This window comes from Bacillus sp. T2.9-1, assembly GCF_950097965.1.
Classification (GTDB): domain Bacteria; phylum Bacillota; class Bacilli; order Bacillales; family Cytobacillaceae; genus Niallia; species Niallia hominis.
This window is the reverse complement of sequence record NZ_CATNHG010000001.1, coordinates 13,123-31,354: the sequence shown is the minus strand read 5'-3', so window position 1 is coordinate 31,354 and position 18,232 is coordinate 13,123. Positions and strand designations below refer to the sequence as shown.

Here is an 18,232-nt window from a genome sequence, read left to right as displayed (position 1 = left end):
ACTTACATGACCTTTACCTTATATCCTGCTATTGATATGCGGGGCGGAAAATGTGTCCGTTTGCTACAAGGGGACTATGATAAAGAAACAATCTATGGTGATTCACCGTTTGATATGGCCAAGAGCTTTGTTGAGCAGGGTGCTAAATGGATACATATGGTTGATTTAGATGGTGCAAAAGATGGCAAAAGAGTAAACGACCAATTTGTTATTGATGCAGCAAAAAAATTAGGTGTGAAAGTGCAAATTGGAGGAGGCATTAGACAAGAGGAAGATATTGTTCACTATTTAGAAAATGGGGTAACGAGAGTAATACTCGGTAGTGTTGCTGTTTCCAATCCAGAATTTGCGATGGAGATGATTCGGAAATATGGAAAGGGAATTGCCATTGGAATCGATGCGAAAAATGGACTTGTAGCGACACATGGATGGCTGTCGACCTCTGAGGTGAAAGCTGTAGAGTTGGGGAAACGATTTGCAGAAGCAGGAGCCGAGACCTTTATTTTTACGGATATTGCAACAGATGGCATGTTGAGTGGCCCAAATATAGAGGCAATTGAAGAAATGGCTTTGGCAACAAAAAAAGAAGTGATTGCATCCGGTGGAGTAAGTAGTATAGAAGATCTTAAGCGGCTGAAAGAGATACACTCTAAGGGTGTTGGCGGTGCGATTATAGGCAAGGCGTTATATGAAGGAAGGTTCACACTAGAAGAAGCTTTGGGGAAAATGTACTAGCGGAAGAAACATTTCGACAAGCTCATTGTGAGAGGGGTTTTAAAATGTTAACAAAGCGAATTATTCCATGTTTGGATGTTAAAGATGGACGGGTTGTAAAAGGAATCCAATTTGTTCAATTAAGAGATGCAGGAGATCCAGTTGAATTAGCGCGCTTTTATGATGAACAAGGAGCAGATGAATTGGTATTTCTCGATATATCTGCTTCACATGAAGGTAGAAAGACAATGGTAGAAGTAGTAATGGAAGTGGCATCCCAGCTTGCTATTCCTTTTACTGTTGGAGGAGGCATTCATTCATTAGAGGATATGAAAAAAATTCTTCGTGCGGGTGCGGATAAGGTATCATTAAATACAGCTGCAGTGCTAAATCCATCTTTGATTGAAGAAGGGGCTAATTTTTTTGGTTCTCAATGTATTGTAGTTGCGATTGATGCAAAATATGATGCAGCACTTGAATCATGGCGGGTATATACACATGGTGGTAGAAATCCAGTTGATAAAGATGTTATTACGTGGGCAAAAGAAGTGGTAGAACTTGGAGCAGGTGAAATCCTATTAACAAGCATGGATTCGGATGGAGAGAAAAATGGCTTTAATCTAGCATTAACAAAAGCAGTGAGTGAGGCTGTTTCTGTTCCTGTTATTGCTTCAGGAGGAGCTGGAAATGCTGCCCATTTTGAAGAAGCGTTTAAAGAGGGAAAAGCTGATGCTGCGCTGGCTGCTTCTATTTTTCACTATAAAGAAACATCTGTTCATGAAGTAAAGGAATATTTGAAGGAAAAGGGAGTGCTTGTCAGATGAATGTAGAGGAATTGAAATTTGATGAAAAAGGATTAATTCCTGCTATTGTACAGGATGCTACTACGAAAGAAGTGTTAACACTTGCTTATATGAATAAAGAATCCTTAGAAAAATCCTTACAAACAGGGGAGACTTGGTTTTATAGCCGTTCTAGACAAGAACTTTGGCATAAAGGGGCAACAAGTGGCAATACACAGCAAATTGTAGAGATTAAATATGATTGCGATCAAGATGCATTAGTAGTATTCACCAATCCAGCTGGTCCTGCTTGCCATAATGGAACAACAAGCTGTTTTATAGAGAGCATTTATCAAAATAAAGAAGCAGTTAAAAAAGTATCTGCAGATTATCAGATTCTGGCTAACTTAGAGAAAGTTATTGAAGAAAGAGATAGAAATCGTCCTGAAGGTACATATACAACGTATTTATTTGAAAAAGGGGTAGATAAGATTCTGAAGAAAGTCGGAGAAGAAGCAGCAGAAGTTATTATTGCTGCGAAAAATCGCGATTCAGAGGAATTGAAATGGGAAGCATCCGATCTTCTTTATCATTTATTCGTCCTATTAAGAGAGCAAAAACTTCCATTTTCTGAAATTTTAAATGTATTGGAAGCACGTCATGAAGAGAAGCAAGGTAAGTAAAGAGATAGAAAAAGAGGCCCATTCGATTAAGAAGAATGAGCCTTTTTACTTTTTGCTTGTACGTGAATGGCTTCATCGAAAAGTTATTCCGACCCCTTTTTCCTACCAACAAATTTCTGCTTTAAATTCATACACTTTTTTTCCAAAATAGGATTGACTCTTCTCCGAAATGAACTTAATATGGTATAATTGTTTAGTTAACAATAACCATTTATTTTAGCATGCTATTTATCTCTTGCTTTATAAGGGAACATATATATATTGGAGGATTTATGAATAAAAACTCAAGTAGAGTACAACCAGTGGGTAAACTTATTACATTTAATCCTACAGGCGAATTTTATTTTAACAAAGGAATTAAAGCATACCATCAAAGAGATTATTATAAATCCCTTAAATATTTGCAAAGAGCACTGGCGTTGGAGCCAGGAGAACCAATGATTGCGTGTCAGCTTGCAGTCGTTTATGCAGATGTTGGAGAATATCAAAAATCAAATGAACTTCTCCATGATATTATTGAAGAATTAGATGAGGGTATGGTTGAGTGTTATTATTTCCTAGCGAATAATTATGCCCATTTAGGATTTTTTAAAGATGCATATTATCATGCAAAACTCTATTTAAGTCTGGATAAAGATGGGGAGTTTGTAGAGGATACGGAAGACCTAATGGAGGTTCTTTCTTTGGAATCCGATGAGCTTGAGGAAGAAGAAGCCTACGAGGAAGAAGATCTTATTACAAGACAGGAGCAGGCAAGAGCATTGCTTGAGTCTGGTAACTTTGCAAAGGCTGTAGAAGTGCTGACGAAAGTGATTCAAGATTATCCAGAGTATTGGTCGGCCTATAATAATTTAGCTTTAGCTCATTTTTATCTTGGTCAATCGGAAAAGGCTAGCGAAATTTTAGAGCATGTATTGACCCAGAATATAGGAAACTTACATGCTTTATGTAATAAGCTAGTATTTGCCTATTATCAAAATAACGATGCTCATGTTGCGGAAATGGCAGCCATTTTAAGAAAAATCAACCCTATTTCTATTGATCATCAATTCAAACTAGGCACTACTTTCGCACTTATTGGCGAGTATGACACGGCGTATTTTTGGTTGAAGAAGATTTATAAACAAGGATTCCAAGGAGACAGTTCTTTTTACTATTGGTTATCGTATTCCGCGTATAACACAGGAAATAAGCAAACGGCAAAAAAAGCATGGAAAAAAGTATTGGATCAGCAGCCAGAAAAAAAAGGACAAGAACCATGGAATAATTTGGATTATAAGGTTAGTGGATTTGAGGAGCATCTTAGCTCTATTCTGAAAAGATTTGACAGCAATCATGTAGAGGAACGATTGTTTGCGACATTCTTAACTTCTGTATCTAGTCAAAAGGAAAAAATTCTTTCTTCATCTGCTATGCAGTTAAAGAATTGTTCAACGAAATTAGAACAAGATTATTTAGCCTTTGTGAAGACTGGTACTGAAATAGAGGATCCGTTCCTATATGTTGCACATCATACAGCAGAGCAAATTTATACGAATTATCATCCAATTGGAACAGAAGAAACTAGCTTATATCTACTATGGTTTTCAGCAATCATGGAAATGCAAACAGCCGGTACTTTATATAAAAATTGCATTGCCAGTGCAGCAGCTATCGATTATTTATGGAATCAAACTCGTGAGACAAAAAAGACCCAGCAGGAAATTGCCGATCAGTATGGACTCTCTACTTCCACATTACAGAAATATATAAAGTCAATGAAGGATTATATGCAACCTATCTATAGTTAATATCTATCATTTAGGATGTTTTATGCATTTAATGAAAAATAATTCCTTATAGAAGCAGTTTAATTCGGATAGAATTTAGCTGCTTCTTTTTTTAGGTTGCTTTAGGGATGTATTTTAATAGCAGTTGAAATGAATTAAATGATTAAATAGATGATAAAAAGAGTTATAATTAATCTAATAATAGGGTGAATGATATTTATTTTTCTATAAAGGTAAAAGCCATTTGCGATGGCAAGAATGCTAATGAAGACGATCATGTTTACCAAGTTTTAACTAATCAATTAGACGAACTTTTGAAGGAAGAAGAAGAATTACGGGAGCGGAGACTAATTTTAGCAAATGAGGTCAAGAAACTAAAGGATTTGATATAAATCTTTTAGAAATTACATAATAAAGAGTGGAAAAAATAGGGGGACTACATAAATTCCAATAAATTCTATCCTAGATTACTGCCTATCCGTAAATGATTATTCAGCTATTTTTGAAAATTTTTCGAGTTTGAGCAGATTTTTGGACGGATAGGGGATTGGTTTTATAGGATAGTAATAGATAATCATACTTATAATAAGAAATAGAAATTAATTTAAAGATTGATTCTTTTATCTAAGCGTTTATTTAGTATAATAAATGCGTTAGTTAATGGGAAAAGGAGTTTTTGAAAATGACAGAAGAAAAAATTTATGATGTTATTATTATTGGGGCAGGACCAGCTGGAATGACAGCTGCTGTTTATACTTCTCGTGCCAATCTTTCTACATTAATGATAGAAAGAGGAATACCTGGTGGACAGATGGCGAATACAGAAGAAGTGGAAAACTTTCCTGGATTTGAAAGTATCTTAGGCCCAGACCTATCCAATAAAATGTTTAATCATGCAAAGAAATTCGGTGCTGAATATGCTTATGGTGATATTAAAGAAATAGTGGATGGAAAAGAATACAAAACAGTGAAAGCTGGTTCAAAAGAATTTAAAGCAAGATCTATTATTATTTCTACAGGTGCAGAATATAAAAAGGTTGGCGTACCAGGTGAAAAAGAATTAGGAGGTCGCGGTGTCTCTTACTGTGCTGTATGTGATGGTGCGTTCTTTAAGAATAAGCGTCTATTTGTTATCGGCGGAGGAGATTCAGCAGTTGAAGAAGGTGTATACTTGACTCGTTTTGCATCACAGGTGACGATTGTACACAGACGCGATGAATTAAGAGCACAGAAAATTCTTCAAAAAAGAGCGTTTGATAATGAAAAGGTTGACTTTATTTGGAATCATACGATTAAAGCAATTAATGAAAAGGATGGGAAAGTGGGCAGTGTGACACTTGTTTCCACTGTAGATCAAACAGAGCAAGAGCTAGAGGCTGACGGCGTGTTTATTTACATTGGCATGGTTCCATTATCTAAACCATTTGAAAGCTTAGGAATTACCAATGAAAATGGCTATATTGAAACAGACGATCAAATGGAAACGAAAGTACCAGGTATATTTGCGGCTGGTGACATTCGTGAAAAGACACTTCGCCAAATTGTTACTGCAACTGGTGACGGAAGTATCGCTGCCCAAAGCGCTCAGCACTATGTGGAAGAGTTAGCAGAATCATTAAAACAACAAGCATAACTACTTCTTAAAAGTGTCATTCCGTTTTAATTGGAATGTAACAGTAGTGAAACATATTTGGGGTATCATATAAGTAGAAATTGACCCCCTTTTAAGATATATTTTTTTAGCATAGGCTTATACAGCCTATGCCTTTTTTTGCTTGGGCGGATTTTTGGTTTGGCTGATAAATGGTAACTTTCGCGAATAACTTCGAGGTTTTCGCGAATACTTCACTTTTTTTCACGAATAACTCAATAATTTTAGTGCATATCACGTTAAATGATACAAATACTTCTTTTCATTCAAAAAAATCTTTCGAAGGGTAATAAATTCTCCCTCGATTTTCACCTGTATAAGGTAATTTCATTGAAACAAGAAGCCGATTAGCGGTATCTTTGGATGTAATATGGACAAATTCACGAAATTCCTTACTGGTAATAGAAGGTTTGATTAAGAGGAAATAATCCTCTACTGCTTTTATACGAGCCAGTTTATCAAATGTGGAACATGATGGAAAAAACCAGTTACGCATTTTTCTTATCATCGCAAATGCTTTACAGTGAGGGCATTGAACACCTGTTATAATGTCTTTTTTGTTTATTCGGTATTTTCCAATATATTAGTGTTTTCTGAGGTATGATGCTTGAGAAGAAATTTGGAGATTTTGAGTAGGCTTTTTTCATCTATAACATTTACTTTATATTTTCTTTGTAACTGATCCCATTTATCAAGAAAACTATGGCTGTGAAGAACATGATTTTTTATGGAGGGATTTCCTTTTATGATTGTAGAGGGTTTGGAAATAATAACGAGGGGTTCAATGGGGGGAATGGTAAAGTGGTGTTTTTGTAAGAAATGCTCTAATTGTCGCTTTAATCTATTTACTTGGGAGATAGGATCTAAGTATCCCTCTTCTTGATTATTTCTAATTCGAGTAAACTGGTTTAAGGTTGTATCAAAAATTAATGTGCCTAAGTAGTTTTTACAATCAATAATGACAAAAAAGAAACGAGTCAGCAGGAGATAGTCTATTTGAAAATAAGATTTACCATTATATAAACGAAGATTATGAATAATAAAGCATTCTTTATCTGGTAGAAAAATCAAGGTAGTAGGTTAGTTCCTTTTCACCTTTATAGCCACGTAAATGAATATAGACATCTTTTTTGATGATCCAATCTTTACCTCCGCGTTGTAAGAGAGCTTCCATTTTTCTTAACTTCAAACTCTTTTTTTTAAAAATTAATATACAAGAACAATACACATCCTTTTCTAAAGATTATATCATTCATTCTCCGTAATGAATGAAGAATCCTTCCTAATTGGAAAAGGCAATTTATTGTGAGGGCATGACAATAATAGTATAATAAAAGGAATGGATAAAAGAAGTGCCTACATACAGAGAAAATCGGGGTGAATAATTTGCAACGTGTGACGAATTGTTTGTTACTTAAAGATAATAAAGTATTGTTATTACAGAAGCCAAGACGTGGTTGGTGGGTAGCGCCAGGTGGCAAAATGGAGCCAGGAGAATCTGTACGAGATTCCTGTATTCGTGAGTATAGAGAAGAAACAGGTATTTATTTAAGAAATCCGAATATAAAAGGGATTTTTACCTTTATTATTAAGGATGGAGATAAGATTGTGTCGGAGTGGATGATGTTCACCTTTTTCTCTACGAACGCTGATGGTGTCAATGTAGATGAATCAGCTGAAGGGAAAATCGTCTGGCATGATTTAGATAATGTGAAAAACTTGCCAATGGCTGAAGGCGATTATCATATATTAGACTACATGATTCATGGGAATGGAATTATCTATGGGACATTTACTTATACACCTGATTTTGAATTAATTAGTTACCGATTAGATCCAAGCTAAAGATTTATAGGGGGAATAAAAATGAGTGCAAGTGAGCCACAAATCGTAATCATCACAGGAATGTCAGGAGCAGGAAAGACAGTTGTTATCCAAAGCTTTGAGGATTTAGGATTTTTTTGTGTAGATAACCTACCTCCAACTCTTTTGCCAAAGTTTCTTGAACTTATGAAAGAGTCTGAGAATAAGATGAATAAGGTTGCTCTTGGGATGGATTTAAGAGGCAGAGAATTTTTTGATGATTTATTCACTGCCCTAGACGATTTAGCAAATTCCTGGGTTGTACCTAAGATCCTTTTTCTAGATGCTGATGACAGCGCGCTAGTTAGAAGGTATAAGGAGACAAGAAGAGTTCATCCCCTTGCACCGTCTGGACTTCCTTTAGAAGGAATTAAAATGGAAAGAGAAATGTTAGAAGAGTTAAAAGGAAGAGCTCAAATTATTTATAATACATCACAAAGCTCTCCCAGAGAACTACGTGAAAAGATTTTAAAAGAGTTCTCTGTTAATAAACAATCCATCTTTACTGTAAATGTGATGAGTTTTGGATTTAAGCATGGACTTCCTATTGATGCAGATTTAGTATTTGATGTGCGTTTTTTACCAAACCCTCATTACGTGGAGCATATGAGACCGAAAACTGGTTTAGATGTAGAAGTATCTAGTTATGTGTTGAAATGGACAGAGACAGGTCAGTTTCTAGAAAAAGTAATTGATTTGTTAACGTTCATGCTGCCCCAATATAAGAGAGAAGGAAAGTCGCAGCTAGTTATTGCGATTGGCTGCACTGGGGGTCAGCACCGCTCTGTTGCGTTAGCAGAATATATTGGACATCATTTTGAAAAAGAATATAATATTGCTATTGCTCACCGTGATATGGAGAGGAGAAAGGACCAGCAGGCATGAGTGAAAAGGAACAGCCAAGAATAGTAATCATCGGGGGAGGAACAGGCCTTTCTGTACTTTTACGAGGATTGAAAAAATATCCAGTGGATATAACAGCAATCGTAACGGTAGCTGATGACGGAGGAAGCTCTGGAAGATTAAGAGAGGATCTTGATATCCCTGCTCCAGGAGATATTCGCAATGTATTAGCAGCACTATCAGATGTGGAGCCATTAGTGGAGGAAATGTTTCAGCATCGATTCACTAATAGTAAAGATTTAGATGGGCATTCATTAGGTAATTTAATTTTAGCTGCAATGACTTCCATTACTGGTAATTTTACCTATGCGATTCAAGAAATGAGCAAAGTACTTAATGTTCGTGGTAAAGTATTACCTGCAACAAGTCATAGTGTTATCTTAAATGCATTAATGGAAGATGGGACGGTTGTTGTTGGAGAATCGAGTATTCCGGAAGCTGGGAAAAAAATAAAGAGAGTATTTCTAACTCCAGAGGATTCTGCTCCGCTTCCTGAAACCATTCATGCTATCCAGCAAGCAGATCTAATTGTAATTGGCCCTGGAAGCTTATATACGAGTATCTTGCCGAATTTGGTTGTCAAAGAAATTAAGGAAGCCGTTCTAGAAGCGAAAGCGAAAAGAGTATATATATGCAATATAATGACACAAGCTGGAGAAACGTTAGATTATACGGCAAGTGATCATGTGAAGGCATTATATGAACATGTTGAACAACCATTTATCGACACGATTATCGTGAACAAAACGAATATCCCAGCAAGTGTACAACAAAGATATGATGAAGAAAAAGCAAAGCCTGTGGTTTTTGATATAAAACGGCTAGAACGGATGGAGCTAGATGTGATAGCTGGCGATATCATCAAGCTTGATCAAGGTGTTATTCGCCATAATACTGTTGAAATGGCGAAAATTCTTTATTCGATAATTGAATAATGGATTAAATTGCATCTGCTTTTTTCTAAAAAGGGGGGAAGGACATGTCTTTTGCGTCAGAAACAAAAAAAGAATTGACAACAATTGAAGCCAAAAATTGCTGTGGAAAAGCAGAATTATCAGCACTGATACAAATGAACGGGACTCTTTCCTTTTCCAACCAGAGGCTAGTTGTAAATATACAAACAGAGAATGCGGCTATAGCTAGAAGAATCTATACCTTGATAAAACGGTATTTCGATATACCAGTTGAATTACTAGTTCGTAAAAAAATGCGCTTAAAAAAGAACAATGTATATATTGTGCGGATTTCTAATCATGGGAAGGAAGTGCTGGAGGAATTAAGTATTCTGAAAGAAGGCTTTGTGTTTACGCATGAAATCTCCCCAGAGCTAATTAAGAAGAAATGCTGTAAACGGTCTTATTTAAGAGGGGCCTTTTTAGCAGGCGGCTCTGTAAATAACCCAGAAACATCTTCCTATCATCTTGAAATAGCATCCTTATATAAAGAGCATATCATTGCCCTTAGTGATTTAATGAATACTTTTGGGTTAAAAAGTAAGACTCTAGAAAGAAAAAAAGGGTTTATTGCTTATTTAAAAGAAGCGGAAAAAATTACGGAGTTCCTTAATATTATTGGTGCACATGGAGCACTTCTTCGCTTTGAAGACATACGAATTGTTAGAGACATGCGAAATTCTGTTAATCGATTGGTCAATTGTGAAACAGCCAATTTAAATAAAACAATTGGGGCTGCATTAAGACAAGTTGAGAATATCCGTTTTATCGATAAAACGGTTGGTTTGCAAATTCTTCCAGAAAAGCTAAGAGAAATTGCAGAGTTGCGAGTTGCGTATCAAGATGTAACCCTAAAAGAATTAGGGGAAATGGTATCTTCTGGAAATATAAGTAAATCTGGAATCAATCATCGTTTAAGAAAAATTGATGAAATTGCAGATGCACTACGTCGTGGAGAAGCAGTTAAATAAAAGAAATGGATAATATATAAAGACAGGGATATATATTATCCATTTTTTTGTGTGTGAAAATATTATCAGAAAAGTTTCCTTAAACTGAATATTATTCCCCTTGGATAGAGCAAAAAACTTATTTTCCTTGTATAATAGATATATTACTACTTTGTTAAAGGGGAGGAAGTTCGATGGTGGAACAAGAAATAACAGTTGGCCTAAAAGCGGGACTTCAAGCGAGACCTGCTGCTTTATTTGTACAGGAGGCAAGTAATTATTTATCAGAAGTATTTATTGAAAAGGATGGAAGAAAGGTAAATGCAAAAAGCATTATGGGGATAATGGGCCTAGCGATAAATTCTGGAGCGACAATTAAACTTATTGTTGATGGTAGCGACGAGGTGGAAGCGCTTCAGAAATTAAAAGATTTGCTTAAGTGATTATTTGATAAATAAAAACTCTCCTTATAAATAAAAAGGCTGTTCCCTACCTAGGAACAGCCTTTTTATTGAGTATATTTGGTTAGTGTGTGAATTAGTTATTTTTTTTGTCTTCTAGAGAATTACGGCTGATAACATGGTCAACTAAACCATATTCTTTTGCTCTATCAGCAGTCATAAAGTTGTCGCGTTCTGTATCTCTTGCGATGATATCAATAGGTTGACCAGTACGCTCAGATAAAATACCGTTTAATTTATCGCGTAAGAATAGAATACGTTTAGCAGCAATTTCAATTTCCGTTGCTTGACCTTGAGCTCCACCAAGTGGTTGGTGAATCATTACTTCACTGTTTGGAAGAGCATAACGCTTCCCTTTTGCACCAGCAGCAAGTAAGAAGGCACCCATAGATGCAGCCATACCAATACAGATTGTTTGAACATCTGGCTTAATATATTGCATTGTATCATAAATGGCCATCCCAGCAGTGATGCTTCCGCCTGGGCTATTAATATAGATCGATACATCTTTTTCAGGATTTTCTGTTTCTAAGAATAAAAGCTGTGATACGATAGAGTTAGCTACATTATCATCAATAGCACTACCAAGCATAATAATACGGTCTTTTAATAAACGGGAGTAAATATCGTAAGCGCGTTCTCCTCTGTTTGTTTGCTCAATAACTGTAGGAATTAAATTCATTTAAAATCCTCCTTTATAATGTCTGTTCAAAAACGATAAGTATTTGTTTCTTCAGTAAGATGAAAAACATCTAAACTGTATGTAATCCTAATGATACACGGATGGTCAATTAAGGTCAAACTTAAAAGCCTAAATACCTAAAAATATCATTCGACATCTTTTTTTATAGCAGTTTTCCTAAAGTTGTTGCTACGTATATTTTTAAATTTTGGTTCTATTATAACAGAATGTTAACGGTACTATGATTGGCAAATTAACAGTATAATTCCGTTTAAGCGGATAAGCACGTAATAACAGAGCCTAATTTTAAAAGTACAATAGCGTTTCATTGGGAAGTCGATACTTGAAGGTATAAGGAGATCCATCCTTTTATTTCCTCTACAATCCTTTCTACATGATACCCATTGCTCCTATTTTTAAACATCATCTATTGCATAAAATAGTAACTTCGCTTATAATATGAAGGCGTTACTTCAATGGGGCGCAAGTTATACACAATGCCCTTGTGGTGCAACGGATAGCACGTAAGATTCCGGTTCTTAAAATGGGGGTTCGATTCCCTCCGAGGGCGCTAATAAAATAATAAAAAGGTTTTTCTGAAGTTTCGAACAATCGTCGATTCTTTAGAAAAACCTTTTTATTTTGCTTCTATTTTAAGTACCTAAAAATAAATCAGATTGCTGATTCAGCTTTTAGGCTGTTTTTCCTTTGTGAGAAGCTTTGTGTTTATATTACTACCTTATTATATTTCTATAAAGACTACTGTTTAAAGAAAGGTTTTCATGTAAAGTATTCAAATATCAAAATTCCTCTTTTTAGTTATTAATACTTGCTTAATATATTCATTCAAACACCATTTTCCTTTTTCAAAAAAACAATTAAAAATTAAGGGAATAATTATTCATTTTTTCCAAATAGTAAGAAAAGAAAGAACGACACTTTTTCGTCAAATTTTACAAAAAATAGACACATATCAGTTGAATTCATACTATACTGGTGTTAGAATTGTTCTTGTAGCAGGGAAGTTATTTTTTTTGTAGTACCCGGGACGAAAAATGTCTATGTGGGACTTCTTGCGACCACTGTAAGTGAAGGAGCGCATCAAGCATGGTTTCATTTATTGAGATTCAAAAAAGATTATTACCTGATTTACTTACAGTTATGCAAAAAAGGTACTATATTCTGCAATACATTAAGAATATGCAGCCTGTCGGAAGAAGAAGTCTGGCAGTGAGCCTAGGACTGACCGAAAGAGTCTTGAGAAGTGAAGTCGAGTTTTTAAAAGATCAGCAGCTTATACATATTTCAAACATCGGCATGACAGTCACTTTAAAAGGGGAAGAAGTATTGGAAAGTCTTTCTAGTGTAATGAGAGAAGTAACGGGTATTAACGAAATGGAGCAGCTACTGCAACGAAAACTTGGCATCAGTAAGGTAATTATCGTTGCGGGAGACAGTGATCATTCTCCATGGGTAAAAAAAGAATTAGGACTTGCGACAGCAAATTGTATGAAATCTCTCCTAAAGGGAAATAATATCATCGCAGTTACTGGTGGGACTACTATGTCTTCTGTTGCTGATGCTCTAACACCAAGTGTTGCAGATGGCGAATTATTATTTGTTCCTGCTCGTGGTGGAATAGGAGAAGATGTCAAAAATCAGGCAAATACAATTTGTTCCATGATGGCAGACCATACTGCTTCAAAACATCGAGTGTTATACGCTCCAGATGAGGTCAGTGAAGAGATGTACAAAAGCATTTCTAACGACCCTCGTATAAGTGAAGTATTAAAACTTATACGTTCAGCAAACCTTTTAGTTCATGGTATAGGCGAGGCGCTTACGATGGCGAATCGTAGAAATACAACTAAAAGCGATCTAGAAAAGATTAAGAATGCGGAAGCCGTTGGTGAGGCATTTGGGTATTACTTCAATGAAGAGGGAGAGGTTGTCCATAAGGTCCAAACAATTGGCCTTAGACTAGAAGATTTATCTTCCGTACCTAATATTATCGCTGTAGCTGGTGGAGCATCTAAATCAAAGGCTATACGTGCTTATTTAAAAGAAGCACCAACTTCAACTATTTTAATAACAGATGAAGGAGCCGCAAAAAAATTGATATAATGGGAAATCCCTTTATATATTTAATACTCTTAAAATTAGAGGAGGAAATTTATAATGACAGTAAAAGTAGGTATTAACGGTTTTGGACGTATCGGACGTTTAGCATTCAGAAAAATCATGGAAAACCCAGAATTAGAAGTGGTTGCAATCAATGATTTAACTGACACTAAAATGCTAGCACATCTTTTAAAATATGATTCATCTCAAGGAACTTTCCAAGGTGAAATCGAAGTACATGAAGGCTACTTCTTAGTAAACGGTCAAAAAGTTGTTACAACTGCTGAAAGAAATCCAGCTGACCTTAAATGGGGAGAACTAGGTGTAGATACAGTTATCGAATCTACTGGTTTCTTCACAACTAAAGAAAAAGCAGAAGCTCACATTCAAGCAGGTGCTAAAAATGTAGTTATTTCTGCTCCAGCAACTGGCGAAATGAAAACAGTTGTTTACAATGTAAACCATGACGTTCTTGATGGAACTGAAACAGTTATCTCTGGTGCTTCTTGTACTACTAACTGTCTTGCTCCTATGGCACAAGTTCTTCAAAATAAATATGGTATCGTATCTGGTTTAATGACTACAATTCACGCTTACACTGGCGACCAAAACACTTTAGATGCTCCACATCCAAAAGGTGACTTCCGTCGTGCGCGTGCAGCTGCTGAAAACATTATTCCTAACTCAACTGGTGCTGCTAAAGCAATCGGTTTAGTATTACCTGAACTTCAAGGTAAATTAGACGGTGCTGCTCAACGTGTTCCAGTTAAAACTGGTTCATTAACAGAGCTTGTAACTGTTCTTGACAAAAAAGTTACTGTTGAAGAAATCAACGCTGCAATGAAAGAAGCTGCTAACGAATCTTTCGGTTACACAGAAGAAGAGCTTGTATCTTCTGACATTATCGGAATTAGCTATGGTTCATTATTCGATGCAACTCAAACAAAAGTAATCACTGTTGGTGATCAACAACTTGTTAAAACTGTTGCTTGGTATGATAACGAAATGTCTTACACTAACCAATTAGTAAGAACTGTTAAGCACTTTGCACAACTTGCAACAAAATAATTTCCCTTTTCAATGGAAATATGTGCGAGTTAATAAGCACCCCCTTTAATCTAACAGCGGAAACAACTTTTGTTTCCGCTATTTTAAAAATATGCAGTGGAGGGTACCTATAATGAATAAGAAAACAATTCGTGATATCGATTTAAAAGGGAAAAAAGCTTTTGTTCGCGTTGACTTTAACGTACCAATGAAAGATCAACAAATCACTGATGAAACAAGAATTCAAGCTGCACTTCCAACTATTAACGGTTTAGTAGAAAGTGGAGCAATTGTTATTCTTGCAAGCCACTTAGGACGTCCAAAAGGTGAAGTTGTAGAAGAGTTACGTTTAACTCCTGTTGCAAAACGTCTTTCTGAAATACTAGGTAAAGAAGTTGTAAAAGCTGATGAATCATACGGTGAAGCTGTTAAAGCACAAATCAGCAAGCTTTCAGAAGGAGATGTAATCCTTCTTGAAAACGTACGTTTCAATGCTGGAGAAGAAAAAAATGATGCAGAGTTAGCAAAACAATATGCAGAGCTTGCAGATGTATTTGTAAATGATGCATTTGGTGCTGCACACCGTGCCCATGCTTCAACAGAAGGAATTGCTCATCATATTCCAGCTGTATCTGGATTATTAATGCAAAAAGAACTAGATGTTCTTGGTAAAGCTTTATCCAATCCTGATCGCCCATTCACTGCTATTATTGGTGGAGCAAAAGTTAAGGATAAAATTGGAGTAATTGAAAACCTTCTAGAAAAAGTTGATAACTTAATCATAGGCGGAGGCTTAGCTTATACTTTCGTTAAAGCACTTGGTCATGAAGTTGGTCAATCATTATTAGAAGAAGACAAAATCGATCTTGCTAAATCATATATGGAAAAAGCAAAAGAAAAGGGCGTTAAGTTTTATATGCCTGTTGATGTTACAGTTGCAGATGATTTCTCTAACGATGCTAACATCAAAACAGTTTCTATTGAAGAAATTCCAGCTGAATGGGAAGCATTAGATATTGGTCCTAAAACACGTGAAATTTATGCAGATGTTATTAAGAGTTCTAAATTAGTTATTTGGAACGGACCAATGGGTGTATTTGAATTAGATGCTTTCGCTAAAGGTACAAAAGCAGTTGCAGAAGTACTTGCTGAATCTCAAGATACATATTCCGTAATCGGTGGTGGAGATTCTGCAGCAGCAGTTGAGAAATTCGATTTAGCTAATAAAATGAGTCATATTTCTACTGGTGGCGGTGCTTCATTAGAATTTATGGAAGGTAAAGAACTTCCAGGAGTAGTGGCTTTAAACGACAAATAATATCTTTATAGATATGCACGAAAGGATGTAAACAATGCGCAAGCCAATTATTGCAGGTAACTGGAAAATGAACAAAACACTTCCTGAAGCGACTGAGTTCATTTTAGAAGTAAAAGCTTCTGTTCCATCAAGTGAAAAAGTGGATACAGTTGTATGTGCTCCTGCGTTATTTTTAGGACAATTAGTAGAATTAACGGATGGCACAGATGTAAAAATCGGTGCTCAAAACATGCATTTCGAAAAAAGTGGTGCATTTACTGGCGAAATCAGCCCAGTTGCATTAGAAAATATCGGTGCTAAATATGTAGTGCTTGGTCATTCAGAGCGTCGTGAGTTCTTTAACGAAACAGACGAGTCTGTTAACAAAAAGACACTTGCTGCTTTTGAAAATGGCTTAACTCCAATCGTTTGCTGTGGTGAAACACTTGAGCAAAGAGAAAACGGCGAAACAAATGATTTCGTTGCATCTCAAGTAACAAAAGCGCTTAACGGCTTAACTCCAGAACAAGCAAAAGCAACAGTTGTTGCATATGAGCCAATCTGGGCAATTGGAACTGGTAAATCTTCTACTTCTGCAGATGCAAACGAAGTATGTGCACATATCCGTAAAGTAGTAAGTGAGCAATTCTCTCCAGAAGTTGCTGAACACATCCGTATTCAATACGGCGGTAGCGTTAAGCCTGAGAACATTAAAGAATATATGGCACAGCCAGATATTGACGGAGCATTAGTAGGTGGAGCTAGCCTAGAGGCTCAAAGCTTTTTAGCTTTATTGGAGGCAGGTAAGAATGAGTAAATCTCCAGTAGCTTTAATCATTTTAGATGGTTTTGCTTTAAGAAGCGAACGCATGGGAAATGCAGTAGCACAAGCAAATAAGCCTAATTTCGATAAATATTGGAACGCTTATCCTCATGCTACTTTAGTAGCTAGTGGGGAAGCTGTTGGTCTTCCAGAAGGACAAATGGGTAACTCTGAAGTTGGACATTTGAATATCGGTGCCGGCCGGATCGTATATCAAAGTTTGACTAGAGTAAATGTTTCTATCAGAGAAGGCGAATTTTACAAAAACGAAACTTTCGTTAATGCAATGAAGCATGTAAAAGAAAAAGGCAAAAATCTACACCTATTTGGATTATTATCTGATGGTGGAGTTCATAGCCATATTGAACATATGTATGCACTTCTTCGTCTAGCAAAAGAAGAAGGAATCGAAAATGTATATATTCATGGAATCTTAGATGGCCGAGACGTCGGTCAAAAGACTGCTGAAAAATACATTAAAGCTACACAAGAAAAAATCGCTGAATACGGTGTAGGTGAATTTGCTACGATTTCTGGACGCTACTATTCAATGGATAGAGATAAACGTTGGGATCGTGTAGAAAAATCATATCGTGCAATGGTATATGGAGAAGGACCAGTATATTCTGATCCATTACAAGTAGTAGAAGATAACTACAATAACGGAATCTTTGATGAGTTCGTACTTCCATCCGTAATCACAAAAGAAAACGGTGAGCCTGTTGCGACAATTAAAGATGAAGATGCGGTTATTTTCTATAACTTCCGTCCAGACCGTGCGATCCAAATTTCTAATACTTTCACAAATGAAGACTTCCGTTCATTCGATCGTGGAGAAAAACATCCAAAAAATCTTTACTTTGTATGTTTAACTCATTTTAGTGAAACAGTAAATGGGTATGTTGCATTCAAGCCAACAAACTTGGATAACACATTAGGTGAAGTCCTTTCACAAAATGGGTTGACTCAACTTCGTATCGCTGAAACAGAAAAGTATCCACATGTTACTTTCTTTATGAGCGGTGGACGTGAAGCAGAGTTCCCTGGTGAAAAACGTATCTTAATCAATTCACCAAAAGTGGCAACTTATGATTTAAAACCTGAAATGAGTGCGTATGAAGTAACAGATGCACTATTGAAGGAAATTGAAGCAGATAATTTTGATGCAATCATTCTAAACTTCGCTAATCCTGATATGGTTGGGCACTCCGGAATGCTTGAGCCAACAATCAAAGCGATTGAAACAGTTGATGAATGTTTAGGAAAAATTATCACTTTAATTGAACAAAAAGGTGGTAAAGCAATTATCACAGCTGACCATGGTAATTCAGATGAAGTGGTAACACTTGATGGAACACCGATGACAGCACATACAACAAATCCAGTTCCTGTAATCGTAACAGATAAAAATGCTGAATTACGTACAGATGGTATTTTAGGAGATCTTGCTCCTACTATGTTAGATTTATTAGGACTTGATAAACCAGCAGAAATGACTGGAACATCTATTATTAAAAAATAAGTAATAAAATT

The 18,232-nt window shown here is 36.0% G+C and carries 19 protein-coding genes and 1 tRNA gene; 18 read left to right on the top strand and 2 right to left on the bottom strand.

What is annotated here, in order from left to right; all coding sequences use genetic code 11:
- Positions 1-6: 6 nt before the first annotated feature.
- The 7 genes from hisA (at position 7) to trxB (ending at position 5,581) form a co-directional block, all read left to right on the top strand.
- Positions 7-735, top strand: coding sequence for a 1-(5-phosphoribosyl)-5-[(5-phosphoribosylamino)methylideneamino]imidazole-4-carboxamide isomerase (gene hisA / locus QQZ16_RS00150; RefSeq protein ID WP_109769007.1), 729 nt, complete (start codon positions 7-9; stop codon positions 733-735).
- 44 nt (positions 736-779) lie between these two features.
- Positions 780-1,538, top strand: a complete 759-nt coding sequence (hisF, locus tag QQZ16_RS00145; protein ID WP_031540665.1) for an imidazole glycerol phosphate synthase subunit HisF — start codon at positions 780-782, stop codon at positions 1,536-1,538.
- On the top strand, positions 1,535-2,179 hold the full coding sequence (gene hisIE, locus QQZ16_RS00140) for a bifunctional phosphoribosyl-AMP cyclohydrolase/phosphoribosyl-ATP diphosphatase HisIE (RefSeq protein WP_031540666.1): 645 nt from the start codon (positions 1,535-1,537) through the stop codon (positions 2,177-2,179). Before hisF ends, hisIE begins: the two co-directional genes overlap by 4 nt.
- Complete coding sequence (locus QQZ16_RS00135) at positions 2,157-2,330, top strand: hypothetical protein (protein ID WP_204375777.1); 174 nt, start codon at positions 2,157-2,159, stop codon at positions 2,328-2,330. Before hisIE ends, QQZ16_RS00135 begins: the two co-directional genes overlap by 23 nt.
- A gap of 121 nt (positions 2,331-2,451) precedes the next feature.
- On the top strand, positions 2,452-3,969 hold the full coding sequence (locus QQZ16_RS00130; protein ID WP_284560946.1) for a tetratricopeptide repeat protein: 1,518 nt from the start codon (positions 2,452-2,454) through the stop codon (positions 3,967-3,969).
- A 185-nt stretch (positions 3,970-4,154) separates the two neighbouring features.
- Entirely contained in the window at positions 4,155-4,340 is a 186-nt protein-coding gene (locus tag QQZ16_RS00125) for a hypothetical protein (RefSeq protein WP_284560945.1), read from the top strand.
- A gap of 290 nt (positions 4,341-4,630) precedes the next feature.
- Positions 4,631-5,581: a thioredoxin-disulfide reductase gene (gene trxB / locus QQZ16_RS00120; RefSeq protein ID WP_284560944.1), complete on the top strand. Its 951-nt coding sequence runs from the start codon at positions 4,631-4,633 to the stop codon at positions 5,579-5,581.
- A gap of 579 nt (positions 5,582-6,160) precedes the next feature.
- On the opposite strand, the gene QQZ16_RS00115 is transcribed toward trxB, so the two are convergent.
- On the bottom strand, positions 6,161-6,670 hold the full coding sequence (locus tag QQZ16_RS00115; RefSeq protein ID WP_284560943.1) for a nuclease-related domain-containing protein: 510 nt from the start codon (positions 6,668-6,670) through the stop codon (positions 6,161-6,163).
- Between the two features lie 315 nt (positions 6,671-6,985).
- Here QQZ16_RS00115 and QQZ16_RS00110 point away from each other — a divergent pair, with 315 nt between their 5' ends.
- The 5 genes from QQZ16_RS00110 to QQZ16_RS00090 all read left to right on the top strand — a co-directional run bounded on the left by QQZ16_RS00110 (position 6,986) and on the right by QQZ16_RS00090 (position 10,711).
- Positions 6,986-7,444, top strand: coding sequence for an NUDIX hydrolase (locus QQZ16_RS00110; protein WP_031540670.1), 459 nt, complete (start codon positions 6,986-6,988; stop codon positions 7,442-7,444).
- A 21-nt stretch (positions 7,445-7,465) separates the two neighbouring features.
- Complete coding sequence (gene rapZ, locus QQZ16_RS00105) at positions 7,466-8,347, top strand: RNase adapter RapZ (protein ID WP_031540671.1); 882 nt, start codon at positions 7,466-7,468, stop codon at positions 8,345-8,347.
- Positions 8,344-9,300, top strand: coding sequence for a gluconeogenesis factor YvcK family protein (locus QQZ16_RS00100; RefSeq protein WP_031540672.1), 957 nt, complete (start codon positions 8,344-8,346; stop codon positions 9,298-9,300). The genes rapZ and QQZ16_RS00100 overlap by 4 nt, the downstream gene beginning before the upstream one ends.
- A gap of 44 nt (positions 9,301-9,344) precedes the next feature.
- A complete protein-coding gene (whiA, locus tag QQZ16_RS00095; RefSeq protein WP_284560942.1) occupies positions 9,345-10,289 on the top strand; it encodes a DNA-binding protein WhiA in 945 nt (314 codons plus the stop codon).
- Between the two features lie 173 nt (positions 10,290-10,462).
- Positions 10,463-10,711, top strand: coding sequence for an HPr family phosphocarrier protein (locus QQZ16_RS00090; protein ID WP_031540674.1), 249 nt, complete (start codon positions 10,463-10,465; stop codon positions 10,709-10,711).
- A 94-nt stretch (positions 10,712-10,805) separates the two neighbouring features.
- On the opposite strand, the gene clpP is transcribed toward QQZ16_RS00090, so the two are convergent.
- Positions 10,806-11,411 carry an ATP-dependent Clp endopeptidase proteolytic subunit ClpP gene (gene clpP / locus QQZ16_RS00085; protein WP_031540675.1) on the bottom strand — a complete coding sequence of 202 codons (606 nt, stop codon included), beginning with the start codon at positions 11,409-11,411 and terminating at the stop codon, positions 10,806-10,808.
- Positions 11,412-11,910: 499 nt separating this feature from the next.
- Here clpP and QQZ16_RS00080 point away from each other — a divergent pair.
- The 6 genes from QQZ16_RS00080 to gpmI all read left to right on the top strand — a co-directional run bounded on the left by QQZ16_RS00080 (position 11,911) and on the right by gpmI (position 18,221).
- Positions 11,911-11,982 (top strand) — tRNA-Arg (locus QQZ16_RS00080).
- Positions 11,983-12,518: 536 nt separating this feature from the next.
- A complete protein-coding gene (locus QQZ16_RS00075; protein ID WP_031540676.1) occupies positions 12,519-13,535 on the top strand; it encodes a sugar-binding transcriptional regulator in 1,017 nt (338 codons plus the stop codon).
- 54 nt (positions 13,536-13,589) lie between these two features.
- Positions 13,590-14,600 (top strand): type I glyceraldehyde-3-phosphate dehydrogenase, encoded by a 1,011-nt coding sequence (gene gap / locus QQZ16_RS00070; RefSeq protein ID WP_047943784.1) that lies wholly within the window; start codon positions 13,590-13,592, stop codon positions 14,598-14,600.
- Between the two features lie 112 nt (positions 14,601-14,712).
- On the top strand, positions 14,713-15,897 hold the full coding sequence (locus QQZ16_RS00065) for a phosphoglycerate kinase (protein ID WP_284560941.1): 1,185 nt from the start codon (positions 14,713-14,715) through the stop codon (positions 15,895-15,897).
- Positions 15,898-15,931: 34 nt separating this feature from the next.
- The gene (tpiA, locus tag QQZ16_RS00060; protein WP_284560940.1) at positions 15,932-16,693 is read left to right on the top strand and encodes a triose-phosphate isomerase; all 762 of its coding nucleotides are present in this window, start codon (positions 15,932-15,934) and stop codon (positions 16,691-16,693) included.
- On the top strand, positions 16,686-18,221 hold the full coding sequence (gpmI, locus tag QQZ16_RS00055) for a 2,3-bisphosphoglycerate-independent phosphoglycerate mutase (protein ID WP_016203860.1): 1,536 nt from the start codon (positions 16,686-16,688) through the stop codon (positions 18,219-18,221). The genes tpiA and gpmI overlap by 8 nt, the downstream gene beginning before the upstream one ends.
- Positions 18,222-18,232 lie beyond the last annotated feature (11 nt).

What these genes read in the sequence shown, in the direction of transcription:
- hisA (WP_109769007.1), top strand. Translation starts at nt 7, where the DNA reads ATGACCTTTACCTTATATCCTGCTATTGATATGCGGGGCGGAAAATGT.
- hisF (WP_031540665.1), top strand. Translation starts at nt 780, where the DNA reads ATGTTAACAAAGCGAATTATTCCATGTTTGGATGTTAAAGATGGACGG.
- hisIE (WP_031540666.1), top strand. Translation starts at nt 1,535, where the DNA reads ATGAATGTAGAGGAATTGAAATTTGATGAAAAAGGATTAATTCCTGCT.
- QQZ16_RS00135 (WP_204375777.1), top strand. Translation starts at nt 2,157, where the DNA reads ATGAAGAGAAGCAAGGTAAGTAAAGAGATAGAAAAAGAGGCCCATTCG.
- QQZ16_RS00130 (WP_284560946.1), top strand. Translation starts at nt 2,452, where the DNA reads ATGAATAAAAACTCAAGTAGAGTACAACCAGTGGGTAAACTTATTACA.
- trxB (WP_284560944.1), top strand. Translation starts at nt 4,631, where the DNA reads ATGACAGAAGAAAAAATTTATGATGTTATTATTATTGGGGCAGGACCA.
- rapZ (WP_031540671.1), top strand. Translation starts at nt 7,466, where the DNA reads ATGAGTGCAAGTGAGCCACAAATCGTAATCATCACAGGAATGTCAGGA.
- QQZ16_RS00100 (WP_031540672.1), top strand. Translation starts at nt 8,344, where the DNA reads ATGAGTGAAAAGGAACAGCCAAGAATAGTAATCATCGGGGGAGGAACA.
- whiA (WP_284560942.1), top strand. Translation starts at nt 9,345, where the DNA reads ATGTCTTTTGCGTCAGAAACAAAAAAAGAATTGACAACAATTGAAGCC.
- QQZ16_RS00090 (WP_031540674.1), top strand. Translation starts at nt 10,463, where the DNA reads ATGGTGGAACAAGAAATAACAGTTGGCCTAAAAGCGGGACTTCAAGCG.
- clpP (WP_031540675.1), bottom strand. Translation starts at nt 11,411, where the DNA reads ATGAATTTAATTCCTACAGTTATTGAGCAAACAAACAGAGGAGAACGC.
- QQZ16_RS00075 (WP_031540676.1), top strand. Translation starts at nt 12,519, where the DNA reads ATGGTTTCATTTATTGAGATTCAAAAAAGATTATTACCTGATTTACTT.
- gap (WP_047943784.1), top strand. Translation starts at nt 13,590, where the DNA reads ATGACAGTAAAAGTAGGTATTAACGGTTTTGGACGTATCGGACGTTTA.
- QQZ16_RS00065 (WP_284560941.1), top strand. Translation starts at nt 14,713, where the DNA reads ATGAATAAGAAAACAATTCGTGATATCGATTTAAAAGGGAAAAAAGCT.
- tpiA (WP_284560940.1), top strand. Translation starts at nt 15,932, where the DNA reads ATGCGCAAGCCAATTATTGCAGGTAACTGGAAAATGAACAAAACACTT.
- gpmI (WP_016203860.1), top strand. Translation starts at nt 16,686, where the DNA reads ATGAGTAAATCTCCAGTAGCTTTAATCATTTTAGATGGTTTTGCTTTA.